This is a genomic window from Porphyromonas uenonis 60-3 (assembly GCF_000174775.1).
Lineage (GTDB): Bacteria > Bacteroidota > Bacteroidia > Bacteroidales > Porphyromonadaceae > Porphyromonas > Porphyromonas uenonis_A.
This window is the reverse complement of the sequence record NZ_ACLR01000179.1, coordinates 33,387-48,904: the sequence shown is the minus strand read 5'-3', so window position 1 is coordinate 48,904 and position 15,518 is coordinate 33,387. Positions and strand designations below refer to the sequence as shown.

Here is a 15,518-nt window from a genome sequence, read left to right as displayed (position 1 = left end):
AGTGAGGGCTACTTACCTTTGAGCAGTTGGTGAAAAGCGGTCAGGTCACCGAGGAGCGACACAGCACGCTGCGCCACCTTGTCCCGTGACATATAGTACTCCAGCCTACCCTCATCGTAGTAGCAGCGTGAGAGGATCTCCATATTAAGGTAGTCACGGATGAAGCCCTCGTAAGTCTTCATCAGCCGAGGCGTATCAGCCCGTAGACTCTTCTGAAATGCTGCAAAGTCGCTCGCCACCTCATCGTAGCGTTGCTCCCCCTTGAGTGCTTCCTCCACTTTCTTGACCAGTTCGTCGGCGATAGACTTAAAGGTGAAGCCACTATCTATCACCTTCTTCTTGTAAGCTGCATAAGCCTCATCACCTAGGTCAAAGCTCCTAAGCTTACTCCGCTCGGGGGCTCGGTGCGTCAGCAAGTAGTCAGTGACAAAGTCATAAGTAAGTGAGTCAAAGAGCAAGGTACCTAGCAGCGAAGGGATCGAGTCCGACGGACAAACGATGTCAGGCATGATACCACCAGCCGCATAGACCGTGCGTCCCCCCGCAGTCGTGTAGGGAGTGCCGAGCGAGTCAGTCGCATTAACCTGCTCAGCACCACCACGATGGTTGTAGGAGAGCTTCTGTATAGAGCGTCCACTAGGTATGTAGTAGCGAGCCGTGGTCAGCTTGAGGAGCCCCCCATCGGGTAGCTCCAGCGTACCCTGCACCAGCCCCTTGCCAAAGCTCTTGCGCCCCACGATCACCGCACGATCATAGTCCTGCAAAGCTCCCGCCACAATCTCCGAAGCAGAGGCCGAGCCCTCATTGATCAGCACGACAAGCGGTATCTTCGTGTCCAGAGGCTCTTTGGTCGTCTTGTAGCTATTGTTCTGCTGCGGGTAGCGTCCCTTGAGCGAAACGACTGTTTTACCCTTGGGGATAAATAGATTGACCAACTGTATCGCCTGCTCCATCAGCCCGCCACCATTATCGCGAAGGTCTAGGATCAGTCCGCTCAGCTTACCGCCAGCCTCCTTCTGTAGACGGTCGTAAGCCTTGAGAAACTCTTGGCAAGTGGAGGTTGAGAAAGTATTGAGCGAGATAAAGCCCACACGGCCATTGAGTAGCTCCGCATAGGAGACGGGGCTCAGGTCGATGCGCTCACGGTTGAAGACCACCGTCAGCGAGTCCTTGGCGTAGCCTGGACGGCGCACCACCAGTGTGATAGGCGTGCCTGGCTCGCCACGGAGCTCATTGCGCACATCAACCACCTTCGTGTGAGAAAAGTCCTTGCCATTGATCCTCCAGATGATGTCAGCCGGACGTAGCCCCGCTTTGTCAGCTGCCTTGCCCTGTATGAGCGAGCCAATGATGACGACCGAGTCTTGATGCTGTCGTAGGATCGCTCCGATGCCGCCATAGAGGCCCGTCGTACTCTCCTCAAAGGCCTTCGTCTCCTCCTCATTGAAGTAAACCGTGTAGGGGTCCAGCTGCTGTAGCATATAGGTGAGCGCACCATCGTAGAGCGAAGTCAGATTGACCGTGTCAACGAAGAAATTACGCACATTGCTCAGCACGCTCCCCATCACCGCCATAGTGGTGGTAAAGTCATCCGACGCAGCCTTCTGTCCCGCCGAGGAGCGTGACGACGAAGGCGCTTGAGCTGTCAAGTTCGTAGGAGCTAACGAGAGCAAGCCTAAGAGCAAGAGACCGATAAGGTGAGAGGGGAAAGAGAGTTGTTTCATGCGATACTTACGACATTGCTACAAAGATACGGAATAAGTAGATATCACCGATCGAACCTAATCCCGCAAATCTTTGGAGCTTACATCATTTACTGTAACCCTTGCGCTGTTCGTATACTTCGTAGTGGTTTGCTTATGAGATCGTTGTGCCCCGATAAGACCCGAGAGCGTATGCGTTGAGGGATGAAACGTCAGCGGGCTTTTCACTCTTCTTTTTTTCTCTGGGAGATTTGTGGTGCAGGATCAATAGGGGGAACTTGCGTTGTCAATCTTTTTATGTACATTTGCCAGTGGAAGGTTGCTCTAGTACGGCTAGATTAGCGTATCTGGCGAAGTGCAGGGAGGAGACTCCGAGAGAAGAGACTTAACTAATTAACTAACCTATAACCAATCAACTAAAAATGAAGAAAGTAATTCTCGCAATCGTTACGATGCTCGCAGCTACTACGCTAGCTACAGCACAGATGCGCCCCGCTATCAAGGTAGAGGCAGGTGCTAACTTCGCTAACCAGACCACCAAGGTCGGAGACAAGTCCACAGACGGCAAGATGATGATCGGCTACCGTGCTGGTGTCGGTGTCGAGTTCGGCATCACCGACGGCTTCTACGTCAATCCTGGCGTATACTTCCTCAGCCGTGGTTCTAAGGCCACTGTTGAGATCCCTGAGATAGCTGGCGTTGCTTCTAAGACTGCTACCACTATGTGGCTACACAATGTCGAGATTCCTGTACATGCAGGATACCGCGCAGCACTAGCTCCTGGTATGGCTGTATCTATCCAAGCTGGTCCTTGGTTCTCTTACGGCTTCCTTGGTAAAGTTTCCCAGAAGACCACGATAACTGGTGAGGGGAAAATAGCTGATGCCGCTAGAAAGGTGGCAGAGACTGCTGATGAAGTTGCCAACAAGGGTGAGAAAAACCCCTATAAGAATAAGGTCCTCAAGCCCTTCGACCTTGGTGTTGGTATGCAGGCTGGCTTTGAGTATCAGCAGTTCGGCCTTAACCTAGGCTTCGAGTATGGTCTACTCAACACCTCTGCTGTTGAGAATGTGAAGGTCAACAACATGAACTTCTACGTAGGTCTAGGCTATCGCTTCTAATTAGAGCGATCCAAACCTATAGACTAGCTCTCAGGGTAGAGCTAGACGGTAAAAACAAAGGCAGGCTCTCTGGTAGTACCAGGGAGCCTGCTTCTGTAGTGTCTGAGTGGGATCCGATCTTGACTGCTAATGATTTGTGTCCCTCGTGACGAGTAACCCGCTGTAGGGACGCACGATCTGTGCGTCCGTTCCCGTTAAAATCACAATGCTGTAACCTTTGACACAACGGACGCACCGATCGTGCGTCCCTACAGCCGTTACACGTCTTGCGGTACTACAAAGGGTTACACGTCCCAGCGGGCTATACGTGATATGTCGCCTTGCGGGCACCGAGTGGTGCGTCCGCAAGACGACATATTATATATTAGACTTGCTCTGAGACTTTAGCGGCCTAGGGAACGGCGCTCACGCTGACGTGTCGTGGCCTCCTCCTCGATGCGCTTGATCGGGGGCTGATAGTCGGGGTAGTGCTCCTCCTTTTCAGCAGGCTTGATGTAGGCTAGCTCGTCGCCCTTGCGGACGGTCTGACCCTGACCTACACAGACCTCGATGAGCTTGCCCGTGAAGTTCGTATTGACACGCTCTATCTGACCAAATGGTGTCTCGATGTAGCAGAAAGGTTGACCCGTGACATACTCCGTACCAGTGGCTGGAGCCATCGAGCCTTCAGTCGGATCGACCTCCCAAAGTACGGTACCCGTCGTCGGTGCGGGGATCATCTGCGTGCCAGCACGCATCGCCTTCTTGATGTCGCTCTCGTCGAAGCCCTTCTTAGCCAGTGCGTCAGCCTTAGCCTTAGCGAGCGAAGCCTCAAACTCACGACGCAGGTCGCCACTCTTGTAGCGTCTGTACTGCTCGGGGTGCATAGCCAGCTCAAAGAGTTCCTCATCGTCAGGACCAAACTCCCAGCCATTCTCCTTCATCTCCTTGCGGAACTCATCCAGCGCATCGGGGTAGAACTGCTGTGGGTCGGCATCGGAGAACTCTAGTCCCTTCTCCTTAGCGAGAGCCACGAGCTCGGGATCTATCTTGCCAGGGATACGCCCAGCCTTGCCGAGGATCATGTTCCACATGTTTTGGTCTATAGCGAGCCAGCGACCCTTGCCCTGCGTCATGTTGTAGACATTCATCAGAGCGATATTCTTGACATACTGGCTAAATGGAGTCACTAGTGGGGGATATCCGACACGTGGCCATACGTAGGCGACCTCGTCAAAGAGCTTGACCAGTAGGTCATCGATCGATAGCTCAGGCTCGTTGTGATTGCGCAGGTACATATTGATACCTGAGTGGACGCCCTTGAGGTCGGCCATCATCGAGCCCATCATACCGCCTGGCAGACCGCAGCCAACCAGTAGCGAAGAGGTCTCCTTATTGGTTGCGCCCATGAAGTATCCGAGGAAGTCATCGATAAAGCTCTGGGTCATCGTACGAGCACGCATGTAAGCGTCCATATTGATCTCTGGTACGTCAAAGCCCGCATCGTATAGCATCTCACGAATGGTAATCACGTCGGGGTGTATCTTACCCCATGAGATCGGCTCCATAGCAACGTCTATGATGTCGGCGCCGTTTTCGCACACCTCTAGCATAGAGGCTACGGAGAAGCCTGGTCCCGAGTGTCCGTGATACTGGATGATCGTGTCAGGGTGCTTAGACTTGACTCGACTTAACGAGCTGTCCGAGGAAGTGTGGACGACCGATGCCGGCCATATCCTTGAGACAGATCTCGTCAGCGCCAGCCTCGATGAGCTTGTCTGCGAGTGTAGAGTAGTACTCGATCGTGTGTATCGGAGAGTAGGTGATACATAGTGTCGCCTGAGCAGTCATGCCCGCTTCCTTGGCGTAGTGTATGGAGGGGATGATGTTGCGTGGATCATTGAGACCGTCGAAGATACGAGTGATGTCGACCCCCTGCGCATGCTTGACACGATACATCATCTTGCGTACGTCGGCTGGTACAGGGTACATACGTAGTCCGTTGAGACCACGGTCCAGCACTGTGCGTCTTGATGCCCGCCTCGTTAAGCGGTTTGGTGAAGGCGCGCACGAGCGTCATTAGGGTTCTCGCCAGCGAGTAGCTTGACCTGCTCGAAGGCACCACCGTTCGTCTCGGACACGAGCGAAGCAACCCATCTCGATGATGAGCGGTGCGATCGCTGCTAGTTGCTCAGCACGTGGCTGGAACTTGCCCGAGGATTGCCACATATCTCTGTATACGAGGCTAAACTGAATCTTTTTCTTTGTTGCCATCTCTAGTGTATCTATTGTTATACCTACAAGGCTTGATGTGTCACCACCTAACCTCACCCACAAAGATACATATTTTATCCACATATAGACTGCCCCAAGGCTAGAAATACGCTGACTCATGATGACAACCTAGGGAAATATGGAGTTTAGCGTGTCCCGTAGCGCTCTAGCCTCACCTTACGGCTACCTACAGACCTCCGCTAATTTCGGTTTCTCCCCGAGGAAATGGGAAATCTCCAGCGAGCAAATGAAAATTCTCCACGGAGCCGGGAAATAAAAGTTCGGAAGAATGAAATGAAACTTCGGAAGAAGCAAATCAAAGTTCCGAAGAATTTTTCGACTCCTCCGTGGCGGTTTCGAAATTTCCACCGAGGAAATCTCCGATTTCCTTGATAGTGCCATCGATGAAATCATCTGGGATCATCGTTATATCCCTCCGAAGATTACATTTATTGACAGAGTAGGGGAGAGCTCAATAGCAACGGTGCTTAGCCAGCGGAGCGACGAGGTGTGCATCACGGGCTTTGACGATGATGAGGAGGAGACCGCTCCTTAAATATATGTATGCGACCCGACGTGCGACAAGGTACTTTCGGCCACGCAGTGTCGGGCTATAGCTTGAACCAGCGCTATGAGCTCAACGGGATGCTCCACTACTTCTCCCAGCAGCACTAGACGACACTCCTAGCTGGCAGTGATAATACCAACGGGTAGGGACTCTCTGACCTAAATCTCGATGATGGGAGAGATTAGAGGTTAGAGATTAGAGATTAGAGGTTAGAATTTAGAAGTTAGAATTTAGAGGTGTTGGCGTGAGGGGGTGAGGTGGGACATTACCTATTTTTGTACCTTTGTGCTACACATAACAGTAAAAAAAGAAGGCGGCCTCCGCTATGTGAGACCGCCAGCTTGTTATTTTCACTATGACTGACCAGGAGATTATAGTACACGACAAGACCTTTGTACCATACATCAAGGGCGAGCAGCTACGTGCTGCCACACGGCGACTAGCGGAGCAGATACGCCAAGACACGGAGGGATGCGATCCACTCTTTGTCTGCATTATGAACGGCTCCTTCATGTTTGCCGCAGAATTGCTGCAAGCGATCAATACGTCTGCTGAGGTGGCCTTCGCACGCTACTCCAGCTACTCTGGCATGGGGAGCACCTACCAGCTTAAGGAGGTGATGCCTGTGACAACGCCTCTGGCGGGCCGTCTGGTCATCATCATAGAGGATCTGATCGACACGGGCTTTACGATGATGAAGCTCAAGGAGAAGTTTCTCGCCGATGGCGCTGCCGATGTACGCATCGCCACTATGCTACTCAAGCCTGAGGCGCTCCAGTGTCCTATCCATGCCGACTATGTGGGTATGGAGATCCACAACAGTTTCATCGTCGGCCACGGCCTCGACTACAACGACCGAGGACGTATGCTCGATGACATCTATATACTTAAAGAGTAATCTTACAGGAATAATCATACGGTCCACAGAGACCATCTAAACCACTATTAAAAGCAATGATCCACGTAATAATCTTCGGCGCTCCTGGCGCTGGCAAGGGTACACAGAGTCGCTTCATCGAGCAGCGTTATCACCTAGAGCATATCTCTACAGGCGATCTACTACGCCAAGAGATAGCTCGTGAGTCTCCTCTAGGCAAGCGCGTGCAGAGTATCATCTCTCAGGGACATCTCGTAGATGACGAGACTATCATCGACCTTATAGGTAACGAGCTACACCATCTGCCCGAGGGTGTCGATGGCGTTATCTTCGATGGCTTCCCCCGTACGGTTGCTCAGGCTGAGGCGCTGGATGCACTCCTAGAGAAGGATAAGACGAGCGTGGACTGCTTGATCGAGCTCAAGGTGCCCGAAGAGGAGCTCCGTACACGACTCCTCAATCGTGCCAAGATAGAGGGCCGCGCTGATGATACGCCCGAGGTAATCGCTGACCGCATACGTGTCTACAACGAGCGTACGCTCCCGATCGTAGACTACTACCACCGCAAGGGGCTACACTACGAGGTGCCGGGCGCTGGCTCCATAGAGGAGATCACGGAGGCTATCTTTGTGGCTATAGACAAGAGCTTACAGGACAATTAAGTAAACAATGGCAGGTGAGAGCAACTTTGTAGATTATGTCAAGATCTATCTCCGCTCAGGCAAGGGCGGGAGAGGATCGGCACACTTTCGTCGTGAGAAGTACATCCCCAAGGGTGGCCCAGACGGAGGTGACGGTGGCCATGGGGGTAGCATCTATATAGAGGCTAACCAAAACTACTGGACGCTCCTACACCTGCGCTACAACCGTCATATCATCGCTGAGAGTGGCGGAGCGGGCGGTGCTAAGTTACAGACGGGTGCCGATGCGCCCGACATTGTCATTGAGGTGCCTTGCGGGACGAGCGTGCATGACGCCACGACGGGAGAGTTTATACTAGATGTGTCGCAGCATGGCGAGCGGCACCTGCTCCTCCCTGGCGGTCGTGGAGGCAAGGGCAATAACTTCTTCAAAACATCAACAAACCAAGCGCCTCGCTACGCACAGCCTGGTGAACCGAGTCAGGAGCGTCTCGTGGTACTACAGCTTAAGACGCTGGCCGATGTGGGACTGGTTGGCCTGCCCAATGCGGGTAAGTCAACGCTCCTAGCAGCGCTCTCAGCGGCGAAGCCTAAGATTGCGGACTACCCCTTCACGACGCTACAGCCAAACCTGGGGATGGTCTCCTATCGTGACAACCGCTCCTTCGTAATGGCGGACATCCCAGGCATCATCGAGGGAGCTGCCGAGGGCAAGGGATTAGGACTTCGCTTCCTCAGACATATCGAGCGCAACTCGATCTTGCTTTTTATGGTGCCTATTGACAGCCCCGACATCACTGCCGAGTATCGGATGCTATGCCGTGAGCTGGAGGAGTACAATCCGGGCCTGATCAACAAGCGACACATCCTGGCGATCACCAAGATAGATATGGCGGACAGCGAGCTTATCGATCTGGTCTCGGAGACGCTGCCCGAAGAGGTGCCGACGATCTTTATCTCTGCCGTAGCGCAGCGAGGTCTGACCGAACTGAAGGACCTGATATGGCGAGAGATCAATGCGCCCTCGCTACATGATCCGAACGAGATCCTGCGCCAACCGCTCAATGACCGAACCACACAAGAGGACGATGATCCAGATAATCCGCTACCTAAGCTTAAGGTGGAGGAGGATCACGACCTCATCGATGACATCATCTGGGAGGAGTAACTGCCTACGAGGATGATGGTCTCGACTCTTTTATCTTATAACTACTAACTTAGCATATACCCTATGAACTATCATCAATACAGTACTCCCGAGCTAGTCACGACACAGCTCGCACAGTTTATCGCTGAGGCGGTTGAGGCGACCGAAGGCGACTTTCATCTAGCGCTCTCTCTAGAGGAGCATGCGGAGATCTTGGCAAAGGCGCTCACCTCGGAGCCTTGGCGCAGTCGCATAGCGTGGGATCGGGTACACTTTTACCTCCTTCACGAGCAGCTGGGCGGAGCTGACCTAGCGCACCGCTCGCGACTACAGCGCTTGCTCTTTGATCCGCTACAGATTCCTGCGGATCATATCCACGCTCTGGAGGAGCCCGCACAAGAGCCCGCACAGGCTGCGTCGGCTCTGCAGCAACATCTGGCGGAGCGTGTACGACACTTGGACGGTCACCCGCAGTTTGACCTAGCTCTCCTGGAGATGGGCGTGGACGGTCACCTCGCTGGGGTCTATCCCGATCAGGTGGAGCTGTACATCTCGGACGATGTCTTTGCGCCCAACGAGATGACCACCGAGCAGGGGGAGCAGCGTCAGCTGGTTACCGTCACGCTGGAGGCGCTCGAAGAGTCTAAGCGTCTGGTCTTCCTCGCACTCGGACAGGATGTGCGCCACGCTGTGGGACACATTGTCAATCTACTGCCCGAGGCGAAGGCTTATCCCGCCAATTTCCTTGCAGCGAAGATTCCCTGGGTACATCTCTTCGCCGATGATCAGGCGATGCGTGAGAAGTCGTACGCTATCTATTAGTCCTCCTGTATGAAAGAGTTTATCAAGACTTCTCAATCTAGTGAGCGCACGATCCTCGTGGGGCTCATCACGCCCGATGTCTCGGAGACGCAGGCGGAGGAGTACCTTGATGAGCTGGCCTTTCTCTCAGAGACTGCGGGGGCGGAGCCTGTGGCGCGCTTCTTACAGCGTCTTGACACGCCGAACCCCGCCACCTTTGTGGGCAAAGGCAAGCTCGACGAGATCGCCGAGTATGTCTCTGCCCACGAGGTGGGGCTGGCAATCTTTGACGATGAGCTGGCACCCAATCAGCTGCGCAACATAGAGCGCCAGCTAGGCATTCGCATTCTGGACCGTACTTCGCTGATACTTGACATCTTCGCCACAAGAGCGCAGACGGCTCACGCCAAGACGCAGGTGGAGATGGCGCAGTACCAATATATGCTCCCGCGTCTGACCCGACTGTGGACGCACCTCGAGCGACAGCGTGGTGGTAACATCGGACTACGTGGACCAGGCGAGACGCAGCTGGAGACCGACCGAAGGATCATCCTCCGCAAGATCTCACAGCTCAAGGAGCAGCTCAAGAAGATTGACAAGCAGAAGAGCGTACAGCGTCAGAACCGTGGCAAGATGGTGCGCGTTGCTCTCGTCGGCTACACGAATGTGGGTAAGTCTACGCTGATGAATGTCCTCGCTAAGAGCGACATCTTTGCCGAGAACAAGCTCTTTGCGACGCTCGACACGACCGTTCGCAAGGTCGTTTTGGGCAATCTTGCCTTCCTCCTAGCAGACACTGTGGGCTTCATACGCAAGCTCCCGACACAGCTGGTGGAGTCGTTCAAGAGTACCCTTGACGAGGTGCGCGAGTCGGACCTGATCCTGCACGTTGTGGACATTTCGCACCCCGAGTTTGAGGATCAGATAGCAGTAGTCACGGAGACGCTCCGAGAGATTGATGCGCTGGGCGACAAACCGCAGATATTGGTCTTCAACAAGATCGACGCTTACCAGCATATCCCCAAAGATCCCGACGATCTGACGCCAGCGACCAAGCTTAACCGCACACGGGAGGAGCTGGAGAAGAGCTGGATGGCGCGCATGGGCAATGACTGTACCTTCATCTCGGCACGTACGGGCGAAGGTATGGACGAGCTACGCCGACTCCTCTACGATCGTGTCAAGGAGATCCACATACAGCGCTACCCCTACAACGACTTCCTCTACCAGGACTATAGCGATCTGACGGACGATGGCGCAGAGTAACCAGCTCACACGATGGCAGCGACTAAGCCTTCGGCTGATGCGCTCTACATTGCGGGGCTTGGCACGCTTGCCCCGCTCTTTCGTTGACAAGGTACTGGTCCCTGCATTGGACTGGCTCCTTTATCATCTCTTTAAGTACCGCCGTCAGGTGGTGGAGGAAAACATTCGTCTCACGCTCACGTATCTCTCTCCCGCTGAGCAAAAGGCTGTCGGCAAGCGCTTCTACCGTCACCTTGCAGAGCTGATGCTTCACGAGGCTCGCTACGCTTACGGCTCTGACGAGCAGGTGCGCCAGCTCTTTCGTCTTGAGCAGACGGAGCTACTGGACCAACTCTACGAGGCAGGGCACCGACAGGTCTTCGTTCTCTTGGGACACATTGGTCCCTGGGAACTGATGGGCTCCTCAGCACTACACCTAGACCGTAGTCGCTATCAGCTACACGTCATCTATAAGCAGCTGCACGATCCTGTCGCAGACCAGCTCACCCATGAGATGCGGGAGCTACACCACGCTCGCTGTATTGAGATGATGCAGCTAGCTCGTACGCTCATACGTCACCGAGGTGAACAAGAAGGGGAGCGCTTGCAGATGTACTGTCTGCTGGCCGACCAGTCTCCTGACTACGAGCAGATGCGCTACGCCTCGTCGCTCTTCGGACGCACCACCCCCTTTGTCACAGGGTGGAGCCATCTAGCTACCAAGCTACAGATACCGCTCCTCTTCTATGAGATACGCCATGACGACCAGGCGAAGCAGTGGGTCGGCACCTTCCGTCTGCTCTGTGAGCATCCGACGAGCGAAATACAATACCAGCTCGTCGACGACTACGTGACACTGCTAGAGGAAAACATTCGCTTGGCACCCCACCGCTGGCTCTGGAGCCATAAGCGCTGGCGCTTTGACCCGCACGACTTCCCGCAGGTGGTCTACTCACCACGCTGTCGTGATCTGCATCAAAAGTAATACCCATACATTATATGTCATCCCACACCTCCACCACCGAGGCGCACACGTCAAGCTCTCGTCTAGTGAGTTGCCTCTCGCGCTACTTCTACGTAGTTGTCGTAGGTATCGCACTCATCGTCGTAGGCATCGTAGCCCTCACGGGAGCCTATCCTCGGCACACACCAGACTCGCTCCTAGCCGCAGATGTACTTCGCTACACTCCCTTGCTCCTCACCGTGAGCCTGCTCATGGTCTTTGGAGCCTTGCTCCTTCCATGGATCTTGGCAAAAAGGGAGGCTCGTACGACTGGCGCAAAGCTAGACTACCGACATCACTTCGCACCCCTCCTCTGCTTCGGCTTAGGCTATGCAAATCTATTGCTCGGCATCGTGCCTACTTACCTTGGCTTGGTAACGCCCTTCCTCCTCGGTATACTCATTGATAACCGTTGGAGGCGACAAGGCAATCTCCTACAGACCCTTCGAGCTAGGTCGCTCTATCCTCTAGCCCTTTGTGCCGCACTCTATGCCCTCTACACCGCTATCGTAGCCTTGGCATGGTCCTCCAGTCGGGAGCGTGCGCTGGACTATTGGGATAAAGAGATCTGGTTATTCCTAGTCCCCCTCTGCTTCCTCATCTATAGTGGACCCTCGCAGCGACTCCTACGGAGCTTTTGGCTAGGTGCGCTACGTATCGGGTGGATTTACATCGTGACCGTCCTCACCTTCTTCTATGCTCTACTAATCAGCTGTGGCAGTAGTCCGCTCATCACGCTCACGCTCAGTAAGGATTATCTACATGACGCAGGCTTCGTGATAAGCACCACCCATATGCTCATGCCCTTTACCTTCACCCACTACACCTACGTCGGTATATTCCTTTTGACCCCCATCGTGATGACCATACGTAGTAGTAGTCGCTCTCTACGCCTTCAGGCTGAGTGCCTACTACTAGGGGTCATCCTCTACGCCTATGCCTTGCAGGCTCGCTATCTGCTACTCATGGCGCTCCTCTTGGTCGCCTATGCTGTCGCTTGCAAGCTCCTTGACTGGGTGAAAGTCACACGACGTCAGCCCTACCTTATGTCCTATCTCATGCTCGCTGGAGCTATCCTCGTATCCCTCGTCTATACTACGTCACCTCATCTCACTGCTGGCTATCTAGAGGGAGGAATACGCAACGAACTCCTGCAGATGAGCTATCAGGCTCTCAGAGAGATACCCATCTGGATCGGGGGCGGGCTAGACTATGCCTACAATCTCTTACTACCTCTGCCAGTCAATATAGAGCAAGAAAGCATTATCGTACAGTTTCACAATCAATACATGCAGATGCTCGTCCAGAGTGGTATTATAGGACTCTTGCTCTGGATATCGATCCTCGGATCTATGCTTTGGATTGCTCGGCGTCAGCGTAATGTGGCTCTCGTCGTCCTAACCTCCTTATGGATCATCCTCTGCAACGTAGACCTCCTGAGCTTCATCCACCGATACGTTGTCGGGGTCATGTTCCTCCTCTGCTTAGCGCTCAGCACGCAGGGCGACGACAAGCTCCAACGAGCCGACTAACCAGCCCCTATATATAATATAAGAATAGCCACCCTCCCTACAGCGAGTGGGTGGCTATTCTTGTGAAATGGGCTAACCGAGAAGCCTCTCTAGAAGTGGAAGGAGAGGTCTGCCCCGAAGCTGCGTGGCTGCGCCTGCTGGAGGAACGAATTGCCAAACGACTGGAAGTAGAAGGTCGCATAGCGCGTATCTGTCAGGTTACGACCCCACAAGGTTACCGTAACGTAGGGGAGACGTACGCCAAGGCGAGCGCCGAGCGTCATGTAGGGCGCCTGCTGGTGCATATTCTCCGAGTCCCAGTAGATCGGACCATTGCCACGTAGCTCTACAGAAGCAAGTACCCCCTTGAGCCAAGAAGTCTGGATAGGCTCATCAAGCTGAAGCATCGTAGCGTAGGTATGTGCTGGGACATAGGGGATAAAGTTCCCCTTATAGTTCACCTCTATCGGAGCACCACCCTTAGGATTAGCACGGCTCGTGAGGTAGTCCTGGAAAGTCGCATGCGTATAGCCATACTGCGCCGAGATCGTTAGCGAGCGCCATAGACGTGCCTTGATACTCGTCTCAGCACCGAGTGAGAGCGCCTTACCCGCATTGACCGTCGTACGCCCCGTACCCGTCGTGACGAAGCGAGCTACCTGAAGGTCTCGTATCCACGAGCCGAAGAGCGTAGCCGATACGAAGAGGCGATCCTGTAGCGTCAGGAGACGTCCGCCCAGCTCTAGATTGTAGGCATGCTCCGGCTTGAAGGCTGCTAGGTTAGCGTCGCCCGTCTGTACCTGAGGCTGCTGCTTACCCTGCGACATAACCAGCGCCATCATCTCGCGCTGAGCCTGTTGCATGAGCACCTCAGTCATCACCTGCTCATTGTAACCACCCGTCTTGTAGCTCTTAGAGGCTGCGACAAAGAGGTAGCTACTACCCGTGGGGCGATAGCTCAGTGAGAGCTTCGGTAGGATCTGGAAGAAGTCCTGATACCCGCCCTGACCCATCAGACGACTGGTCACATCAAAGTGATGCTTCGCATCGGGGTTTTTCTTAGGAGCCACGTCTAGCCCTAGGCTAAAGTCGCTATCGAAGTCCATCGACTGACGCTCCGCATCAAGGCGTACGCCCAGGTTAAGGTCAAAGCCCGTCCAGCCAAACGGCTCGTGCAGATTGCTCTCGTGATAGAGTGCGACACCGTAGCTACGCTTGTCAAAGAGATTGTGGTTGACCCGCTCCTTAGAGGCATCGACCGTCAGGAGTACAGGCACCTTGTCATTCTTGTTTGCCTTGTTTAGCCCAGGCTGTATCATCGCCATCAAGCCCTCGGGACGGATCGCTACCGGCACCTCCATATGATTCATCTGGTAGATACCATTCAGACCCACAGTCCAGTTGTAGGTCGTCTGCTCACGGTTGCGCAAGATAAGATCTGCCGTCACCGCATCCTGATGCTGTCTCTGGTTGATCGTAAAGATATCCCGAGGCGTGTAGTCCTGATCCATCAGCATGTTATCTCTGAGCGCTTGATAGCTCGTGGTGAAGTCTAGACGTATCTCGTCCCAGCTCTTGTCATAAGCCAGACGCGCCTCACCGATAGTACGATCATAGGAGCCAGGAGCATTGTAATTGATCGGCATCATCTCGCCACTCTTAGGATGGATCATCGCATAGGGGAAAGCTCCCTGATGCACTCCATCCCATACACCAGCCAGGCGAAGTCTTTGCGTCGCATCGGGGCGCCACTCGAAGTGTAGGTTAGCACCGTACGCCTCCTCAGCATCAGCAGAACGACCGTCGAAAGCATTCGTATAGAACCCATTATTCCTATTATAGTACCCACCGAGGGCAAGGCCCACCTTGGAGTTAAAAGCGTGAGCCAGTCTAGTCGCCCCCTCGATGATACCGTGATTGCCCACCCGAGCATGCACATCCAGTGCCGGATCGTCAATAGGCGAGCGAGAGGTCAGCAGGATCGTTCCCGCCATAGCGTTGCGACCATAGATATTACTGTGAGCACCGCTCATCACCTCAATAGACTCGATGCCGAGGAGGTAGCGATTGATCGACTGGTTAAGTACTGGTACCCCATCGATAAAGAAAGCGGTGGACTGCCCGCCACTACGCGTCCCGATACCACGCATATAGATCGGCGAGGTGAGACGTGAGCCATAGTCCGGCATGTAGAGATTAGGCACGACACCCGTCAAGTCTGAGAGATGCTTGATGTCATACTCTCGTATCATGGTCGGAGTCACCAGGCTCATAGCGCCAGGCGTGCTCATCAGCAGACCTGCCTGACGTAGTAGTGGACGACTCGTGATCACCCGTACCTCGTCCAGCTCGTAGCTCATTACCGAGTCCGTAACTACCGGCTTCTCGTCAATAGCCCCGTAGAGTGGCAAGAAGAGCAGACTCGCCAAGGGGGCAAATAGTAGTTTTCGTAGGTTCATCATGTATTGAAAATGGATTACTGGGCGCAAATGTAAGCAAACGAGCTAGAAAAAGAGGTCTATTAGTACGTGTCTGTGCTAAGCCTGCAAATCGTTTGATATTTTCCGTCAAGTTGGTCTGAAAACGTCTATTCCGAGACGCTCTTCAAGACGACCGCACATTTCAATTCTTCCGAAGAATTTGCCAAA

10 protein-coding genes and 1 pseudogene are annotated in these 15,518 nt (G+C 53.9%); 8 read left to right on the top strand and 3 right to left on the bottom strand.

Annotation, left to right across the window (positions count from 1 at the left end):
* Positions 1–8: 8 nt before the first annotated feature.
* Entirely contained in the window at positions 9–1,724 is a 1,716-nt protein-coding gene (locus tag PORUE0001_RS06540; RefSeq protein WP_007365627.1) for a S41 family peptidase, read from the bottom strand.
* A 401-nt stretch (positions 1,725–2,125) separates the two neighbouring features.
* Here PORUE0001_RS06540 and PORUE0001_RS06535 point away from each other — a divergent pair, with 401 nt between their 5' ends.
* On the top strand, positions 2,126–2,824 hold the full coding sequence (locus PORUE0001_RS06535) for a porin family protein (RefSeq protein WP_039865742.1): 699 nt from the start codon (positions 2,126–2,128) through the stop codon (positions 2,822–2,824).
* Positions 2,825–3,207: 383 nt separating this feature from the next.
* Here the strand turns inward: PORUE0001_RS06535 and PORUE0001_RS06530 are convergent.
* Positions 3,208–5,077: pseudogene (locus PORUE0001_RS06530) on the bottom strand (oxaloacetate decarboxylase).
* Between the two features lie 923 nt (positions 5,078–6,000).
* Here PORUE0001_RS06530 and PORUE0001_RS06525 point away from each other — a divergent pair.
* The 7 genes from PORUE0001_RS06525 (at position 6,001) to PORUE0001_RS06495 (ending at position 12,891) form a co-directional block, all read left to right on the top strand.
* The gene (locus PORUE0001_RS06525) at positions 6,001–6,543 is read left to right on the top strand and encodes a phosphoribosyltransferase (protein WP_007365672.1); all 543 of its coding nucleotides are present in this window, start codon (positions 6,001–6,003) and stop codon (positions 6,541–6,543) included.
* Between the two features lie 56 nt (positions 6,544–6,599).
* A complete protein-coding gene (locus tag PORUE0001_RS06520) occupies positions 6,600–7,184 on the top strand; it encodes an adenylate kinase (protein WP_007365656.1) in 585 nt (194 codons plus the stop codon).
* Positions 7,185–7,191: 7 nt separating this feature from the next.
* A complete protein-coding gene (obgE, locus tag PORUE0001_RS06515) occupies positions 7,192–8,331 on the top strand; it encodes a GTPase ObgE (RefSeq protein WP_007365685.1) in 1,140 nt (379 codons plus the stop codon).
* Positions 8,332–8,394: 63 nt separating this feature from the next.
* The gene (locus PORUE0001_RS06510; RefSeq protein ID WP_007365624.1) at positions 8,395–9,132 is read left to right on the top strand and encodes a 6-phosphogluconolactonase; all 738 of its coding nucleotides are present in this window, start codon (positions 8,395–8,397) and stop codon (positions 9,130–9,132) included.
* 9 nt (positions 9,133–9,141) lie between these two features.
* On the top strand, positions 9,142–10,377 hold the full coding sequence (gene hflX, locus PORUE0001_RS06505) for a GTPase HflX (RefSeq protein ID WP_007365638.1): 1,236 nt from the start codon (positions 9,142–9,144) through the stop codon (positions 10,375–10,377).
* A complete protein-coding gene (locus tag PORUE0001_RS06500; protein ID WP_039865741.1) occupies positions 10,364–11,341 on the top strand; it encodes a lysophospholipid acyltransferase family protein in 978 nt (325 codons plus the stop codon). Before hflX ends, PORUE0001_RS06500 begins: the two co-directional genes overlap by 14 nt.
* 14 nt (positions 11,342–11,355) lie before the next feature.
* Positions 11,356–12,891, top strand: coding sequence for an O-antigen ligase family protein (locus PORUE0001_RS06495; RefSeq protein WP_039865740.1), 1,536 nt, complete (start codon positions 11,356–11,358; stop codon positions 12,889–12,891).
* 89 nt (positions 12,892–12,980) lie between these two features.
* Here the strand turns inward: PORUE0001_RS06495 and PORUE0001_RS06490 are convergent, their stop codons facing one another.
* Positions 12,981–15,329 (bottom strand): TonB-dependent receptor, encoded by a 2,349-nt coding sequence (locus tag PORUE0001_RS06490; RefSeq protein WP_232501429.1) that lies wholly within the window; start codon positions 15,327–15,329, stop codon positions 12,981–12,983.
* Between the last annotated feature and the right edge of the window lie 189 nt (positions 15,330–15,518).

Coding starts and splice junctions, on each gene's coding strand:
- PORUE0001_RS06535 (WP_039865742.1), top strand. CDS start 2,126: ATGAAGAAAGTAATTCTCGCAATCGTTACGATGCTCGCAGCTACTACG.
- PORUE0001_RS06525 (WP_007365672.1), top strand. CDS start 6,001: ATGACTGACCAGGAGATTATAGTACACGACAAGACCTTTGTACCATAC.
- obgE (WP_007365685.1), top strand. CDS start 7,192: ATGGCAGGTGAGAGCAACTTTGTAGATTATGTCAAGATCTATCTCCGC.
- PORUE0001_RS06490 (WP_232501429.1), bottom strand. CDS start 15,329: ATGAACCTACGAAAACTACTATTTGCCCCCTTGGCGAGTCTGCTCTTC.
- PORUE0001_RS06510 (WP_007365624.1), top strand. CDS start 8,395: ATGAACTATCATCAATACAGTACTCCCGAGCTAGTCACGACACAGCTC.
- PORUE0001_RS06520 (WP_007365656.1), top strand. CDS start 6,600: ATGATCCACGTAATAATCTTCGGCGCTCCTGGCGCTGGCAAGGGTACA.
- PORUE0001_RS06495 (WP_039865740.1), top strand. CDS start 11,356: ATGTCATCCCACACCTCCACCACCGAGGCGCACACGTCAAGCTCTCGT.
- PORUE0001_RS06540 (WP_007365627.1), bottom strand. CDS start 1,724: ATGAAACAACTCTCTTTCCCCTCTCACCTTATCGGTCTCTTGCTCTTA.
- hflX (WP_007365638.1), top strand. CDS start 9,142: ATGAAAGAGTTTATCAAGACTTCTCAATCTAGTGAGCGCACGATCCTC.
- PORUE0001_RS06500 (WP_039865741.1), top strand. CDS start 10,364: ATGGCGCAGAGTAACCAGCTCACACGATGGCAGCGACTAAGCCTTCGG.